Origin of the sequence: Nocardia carnea, assembly GCF_029869215.1 — a bacterium.
Lineage (GTDB): Bacteria > Actinomycetota > Actinomycetes > Mycobacteriales > Mycobacteriaceae > Nocardia > Nocardia carnea_B.
Map to the genome: position 1 here is coordinate 1 of NZ_JARWPM010000219.1, position 5,750 is coordinate 5,750.

6 protein-coding genes are annotated in these 5,750 nt (G+C 70.0%); 2 read left to right on the forward strand and 4 right to left on the reverse strand.

Translation table 11 applies throughout. The features are described from left to right. On the reverse strand, positions 1–807 hold an 807-nt coding region (locus QH276_RS15400), incomplete at its 3' end, for a hypothetical protein (protein WP_280406778.1). Positions 808–920: 113 nt separating this feature from the next. Beyond that, on the reverse strand, positions 921–1,853 hold the full coding sequence (locus QH276_RS15405; protein WP_280396811.1) for an aminoglycoside phosphotransferase family protein: 933 nt from the start codon (positions 1,851–1,853) through the stop codon (positions 921–923). A 143-nt stretch (positions 1,854–1,996) separates the two neighbouring features. Here QH276_RS15405 and QH276_RS15410 point away from each other — a divergent pair, with 143 nt between their 5' ends. Next, on the forward strand, positions 1,997–2,914 hold the full coding sequence (locus QH276_RS15410; protein WP_280396812.1) for an alpha/beta hydrolase: 918 nt from the start codon (positions 1,997–1,999) through the stop codon (positions 2,912–2,914). Between the two features lie 126 nt (positions 2,915–3,040). Here the strand turns inward: QH276_RS15410 and QH276_RS15415 are convergent, their stop codons facing one another. Further along, entirely contained in the window at positions 3,041–3,862 is an 822-nt protein-coding gene (locus tag QH276_RS15415; protein ID WP_280396813.1) for an ABC transporter permease, read from the reverse strand. Continuing rightward, positions 3,859–4,806 (reverse strand): ATP-binding cassette domain-containing protein, encoded by a 948-nt coding sequence (locus tag QH276_RS15420; RefSeq protein WP_280396814.1) that lies wholly within the window; start codon positions 4,804–4,806, stop codon positions 3,859–3,861. Before QH276_RS15420 ends, QH276_RS15415 begins: the two co-directional genes overlap by 4 nt. Before the next feature lie 89 nt (positions 4,807–4,895). On the opposite strand from QH276_RS15420, the gene QH276_RS15425 reads away from it, so the two are divergent. After that, entirely contained in the window at positions 4,896–5,585 is a 690-nt protein-coding gene (locus QH276_RS15425; protein WP_280396815.1) for a TetR/AcrR family transcriptional regulator, read from the forward strand. The last annotated feature ends 165 nt before the right edge of the window (positions 5,586–5,750 follow it).

Here is a 5,750-nt window from a genome sequence, read left to right on the forward strand (position 1 = left end):
GGGGGTGGGGCCGCCCCCCCCCCCTTTTTCGCGCCCCCCCACCCGCAGCGCTTCCTCACGGCGGACGTCACGGAACGTGGTGCCCGATTCCTGCAATACCACCCGCAGTTGCCGTTCCGACCAGCCGAGCGCCCGCGCGACGGCGGGTAGCCGGACATCGCCGCGGCCGATATGGGTGCGCAGGTAGCGGCGGATACTCTCCGCGACCTCGGCGTGGTGGGCGCGCTGCGGTGCGGTCTCGCCGGCGGCCATCATGCACAGCAATTCGGTGATGCGGTCGCAGACCGCGTTGAATTCGCGATCGGAAAGCCGCGACTGTTCGGCGTGCGCGCCGCGGATCATGGCGTCGGCGACCCGGCCCAGGCCGCGGGTCATATCGAAGACCCGGTTCATATGCTTACGCGGGCGCACCCGGTGGTCGAATTCGGTGCGCGGCACCTGCATGGCATAGGCCGCCATCTCGGGAATATCCAGATGGCACGGCTTGTCGAGACCCACCGCCGTCGCCTGACCGGGTTCGATCCGGGTGATGTCGTCGCCGAAACGGATCCCGAAGGGGCCGCGGTCGGGGATCACGACCCAGTAGAAATCGTCGCCCGGGACGGCACGGATATGGCTGACCGTCCGGTGGCAGCGGCGCCCGCCGCGCTGATCCCAGTGCAGCAAGGTGTAGGTGCCCGATGCCTGGGTGGTGAGGCCGGCCCGCCAATTCGGTTCGTCGCCGAATTCGTGTGCCATCGGGACGAATCCGTCGGCCAGTCCGGAGAACGATTCGGGACCGCAGGCGGCCACACTGTCCCAGCGCATGAGCGACCCTCCCATCGATCAGGACCGGCCGCTGCGCGCCGATACGATCTGCGCCACAACCATACTGGCCGTGCCGGTCACCGGCCTGCCGAATGGATATGCAGCCCGGGTCTTCACGACAGGGCGGCCAGCACCTCGCGGTAGCGGGCGGCATCGTCGGGCCGCTCGTCCTCGAGGGACCAGCCGATCTCCTCGATCGTCCGCAGATAGGCCCAGGCGTGGGCTCGCTCGCGATCCACGTCGAGACCGTCGGCGGTGGCGGCGACCATCCGGCGCGCCAGGACCGCATCGGGGCGGGTCTCCACTTGTTTCATAATGAGGAAACCGGCATCGAAGGCCGCTTCACCGAGGAAGGCCTTGGGATCGATGAGTAGCCACGGCTCGCGTTCGGCGGCGACGATATTGCCCAGATGGGTATCGCGGTTGACGATCAGCAGCGGGCCGTCGGGGACGGTGAGCCATGCGCGGAGGTCACGGGCGCGGGCGGTGACCTCCGCGGGCAGGTAGGCGGTCAGCTCCGGGGTGAACAGGCTCTGTTGCCAGTCGGAGACGATATCGGCCACCAGCGGCAGGGCGGGGAATCCGGCCGGAATTTCGGTGGGCGGGCGGCGCAGGCGGCGGTACAGCGCGCAGGCGATCCGGATCTTGCCGGTGTTCTCGGGCCTGCCCTCCAGCGGAATCCGTGGTTGTGCGATCAGCGGGGTCCCCGGCCGCGCCCATTCGAGCAGTAACGCGCCGCTCGCCGGGTCGAAATCGTACAGCCGGACCGCGCCCTCACCCTGGTAGCAGTACATTCCGGTGGCCTCACCGGCGTTCTCCTCATCGGGTACCGCGATCTTGAGCACCGCCACCGAGCCGTCGCCACGCCGCACCGGCGCAACGAACGAATGCGTACCACCCGAGAACGGCCGCCCGATCAGTTCCAACTCCCACATCCGGCACTGCCGGTCCACCATCCCCGGCAGGTCCGCGAGCCAGCGTTCGCCGCGCTCCTCGAAAGTGGTGCGGATATTGTCCACCACATCGGGCGGCAGGCCGATCGTCATCGAATCAGCTTGCGGAATGGGGTGCCGGCCGGCAACCGAATATCCGGGCGTCCGAATCGGACCGGCCGGCGATCGGATCCGCGTAGGCTGCGAGGGCCCGGGCGGTTCCCCACCCGGTTCGACAGCGAGAGGACGGCTCGTCGATGCCTTCGCCCACCTTCCATCCCGATCTGCGCCGGGCCCGGTTGCTGCCCCGCTCGATCGTGCATCCGCGCACTCTCGGCGTCATCCGCCGCCTCACCGGTCGTTCGGGGGCGGCGCGGCCGGTCGGCGGGACTGTCGAGCGGGTCGACGAGGCGGTGACGGTCCGGGTGTTCCGGCCCGCCGCGGCACCGCAACCGGCGCCGGCAATGCTGTTCATCCACGGTGGCGGTTATGTGATCGGCAATGCGGCGATGGGGGACCGGTTCTGCCGCCTCGCCACCGACCGTCTGGGGATCGTGGCGGCGTCGGTGGAGTACCGGCTGGCGCCGGACCACCCCTTCCCGGTGCCGCTGGAGGACTGTTACGCGGGTTTGCGCTGGCTGGCGGAGCAATCCGAGGTCGACGCGGAGCGGATCGCGATCGCGGGCGAGAGCGCGGGCGGTGGTTTGGCCGCGGCGCTGGCACTGCTCGCCCGCGACCGCGGCGAGATCCGGCCGGTGCTCCAGCTGCTGTCCTACCCCATGCTGGACGACCGGACCTCCGCCGCCGGTATCGATCCACGCCGGCTGCGGATGTGGAGCGCCCGCAACAATCAGTACGGCTGGTCCTCCTATCTCGGTCCGGCGACCGGCGGGAACGTCCCGCCGCTCGCCGCGCCCGCGCGATACGAGAACCTGGCGGGTCTCGCGCCCGCCTGGATCGGGGTCGGCACCAACGACCTGTTCCACGCCGAGGATCTCGCCTACGCAGACCGGTTGCGCGCCGCGGGGGTGCCCTGCGAAGTGCACGAGGTCGACGGCGCATACCACGGTTTCGACCTGGTCGAAGGCGCTACCGGTGTCGCTCGCGCCTTTCTGCAGGCGCGGCTCACCGCGCTCGCGGCGGCACTCGGCGAAGGCGAGCGGGTCTCGTCGTAACCGCCGGGCCGAACCTGGAGACGGTCCGCGATCTCGGCCGGTCCGCGGTGGCCGAGTCGGCCGGGTGGTTTCGCCTACAGCCGTCAGTAGTGTGCGGTGGCGGCGCGATTCGTCACCACCGCACGATCAGGATCGGCGCGGCCGGGCCGTTCCGTACTGTCGCAGTACTACCGGAACAGTTACGACCAGCGCGATCGTCAGCCAGGCCGCCGCAGCCGCGACCGGTTCCCGCAGCGGCCACGCCGCGTCGCCGGGAACCGTGCCCGGTGCACCGAACAACTCCCGCAGCGCGGTGACGACGGCGCTCACCGGGTTCCATTCCGCGAAGGCGCGCAGCGGACCGGGCATGGTTTCGGTCGGGACGAAAACATTCGAGAACATGATCGTCCCGAAGATCAGCGGCGCGACCTGCTGGAGCATCTGCTCGTCCCGGATCACCGCGCCGAGGCAGATCCCGGCCCAGCTCAGCACGAAACGGAACAGCAGCAGTAGCGCCACCGCGGCGAGGATTGCGGCGGCGCCGGCGTCGATGCGCCAGCCCGCCGCGAAACCGATTCCCGACATGATGACCAATGCGAGACCGCCGGTGAGTGTTTCGGCGAGGGCGAGGCCGGCGGGCACCGAAAGCCCCGGGAGGGGTAGCGTCCGGAAGCGGTCGGTGAGGCCGCTGTTCAGGTCGGCGTTGGCGGTGGCGGCGGTGGCGGTGAGCCCCATGGCCGCCACCAGGACGAGTACGCCGGGCGTGAGGTAGGAGCGGTAGGCCGCCGCGTCGCCGGCGCCGGCGAGCGCGCCGCCGAAGACGAAACCGAACAGCAGCATCATGCCTGCCGGGGCGGCCAGGGTTATCGCGAGCAGTCCGGGGGAGTGCCGGTAGGCCGCGAGCACGCGACCGAAGGTTGTTGCGGTGGCGGCGAATACGGAGGGTGAGTGCGCGGTGGGAGATGTCATCGCGGTGTCCTTGCGGTGGGGCCGGTGAGGGCGAGGAAAGCGTCGTCGAGAGTGGCGCGGCGGCGGCCGATATCGTGCACTTCGATGCCGGCCTCCTCGAGGGCGCGCAGGATCGGCAGCAGCGGAACCGCGGCGTCCGGGAAGGAATACGACAGGGGCGCGCCGGTTTCGGTGCTGTCGGGCGCGGTGGCGATACCGCCGAAATCGGCCAGGACGGTGTCGATTTCACGGCGGCGGTGCCGATCGGCCACCAGGTCGAGGCCGGCGCCGATACTCGAGGTGAGTTCATGCGGTGTTCCGGACGCGATCACCCGGCCGCTGTCGAGAATGGTGACGGAATCCGCGAGCCGATCGGCCTCGTCCAGGTACTGGGTGGTGAGCAGCACCGTGGTGCCCTCGGTCACGAATTCCTCGATGTAGCGGTAGATCTGGTTGCGGCTGCGCGGGTCGAGCGCGGTGGTCGGCTCGTCCAGGAACAGCACGGCCGGCCGCACGACCATCGCCGCGACGATATCCAGCCGGCGGCGCATCCCGCCCGAATAGTCCCGGGCGAGCCGATCGGCGGCCGATCCGAGATCGAACCGTTCGAGTAGTTCCCGGGCATGGGTTCGGGCGCGGTGGGCCGGGAGGCCGTTCATCCGGCCGAACATGGTGAGGTTCTCCAGCCCGGTGAGTCGCGGGTCGACCGCGTGGAACTGCCCCACCAGACCGATGCGTTTCTTGACCTGCGCGGTATCGCGCACGGTGTCGTAGCCGGCGATGCGGGCGGTCCCGCCATCCGGGCGCAGCAGGGTGGCGAGCAGCCGTACCGTCGTGGTCTTGCCCGACCCGTTCGGCCCGAGCAGGGCATGGACCCGGCCTGCCGGCACCTGGAGGTCGACGGCATCGACCACGGTGTGTTCGCCGTATCTCTTGGTCAGCCCGCGGGCCTCGATCGCCGCCACATTCACTCCTTTATTGGGAACGCTGTTCGCAGTTGAACTGTAATGGATTGCGAACAGTGTTCGCAACTGGCTCGAGGCATGCTTACCGGATGCCCTCCGCCGAACCGACGACCGCGCTGTGGCTCCGGGCCGACGACCGCAAACCCGGCCCCCGGCCCGGCCTGACCCTCGACGACATCGCGGCGGCCTGCGTCCGGCTGGCCGACACGGAAGGGATGCGGGCGCTGTCGATGCGGCGGGTCGCCGAAGAACTGGGCACCGGCGCCGCCTCCCTGTACCGCTATGTGTCGGGAAAGGAGGATCTGGTGGCGCTGATGTACGACCGGGTGGCCGCGGAATACGAATTCGCGCCCCCCACAGGTGATCTGCGCGCCGACGTTCTCGCCGTCGCCGAACAGGGCCGCGCGCTGTACCGCCGCCACCGATGGCTGATCGGAGTGACCCCGGCCGCCCTCGGCCCCCACGCGCTGCGATACCTGGACCACATGGTCGCGGTGCTGGCCCCCGCCGGCCTACCACCGGCCGAGACGATGACCGGTATCGCCATGATCTCCGGTTGGGTCACCGTATTCGCCGGCCAGGAGGCCGCGGGACAATCGGTGCCCGCCCCGGGCGGCGATTCCGGGCATATCCAGGCGATGCTGCGCCTGGGTGACTATCCGCACCTGGCCGCCCTCTTCGCCCGGTCCGACGCCCCCGGCCAACGCGCCGCCGATAACGACGCCGTGTTCCGGTCCGGTATCGAAGCCCTGCTGTTCGGCATCGCCGGACCGCACTGACACGGCGGTGCCGGTGGTCGCTGGGGTCACCGGCCCCGCCGTCGCGGCCTGCGGGCATCGCGTAGAACACGCCGAACTGCTGGACAGTTCCCATATCGATGCGCTCGGCCGCTGGGGGATCATCGCCAGCGTGCAGCCCGCGTTCGATCGCGAATGGGGCGGGTC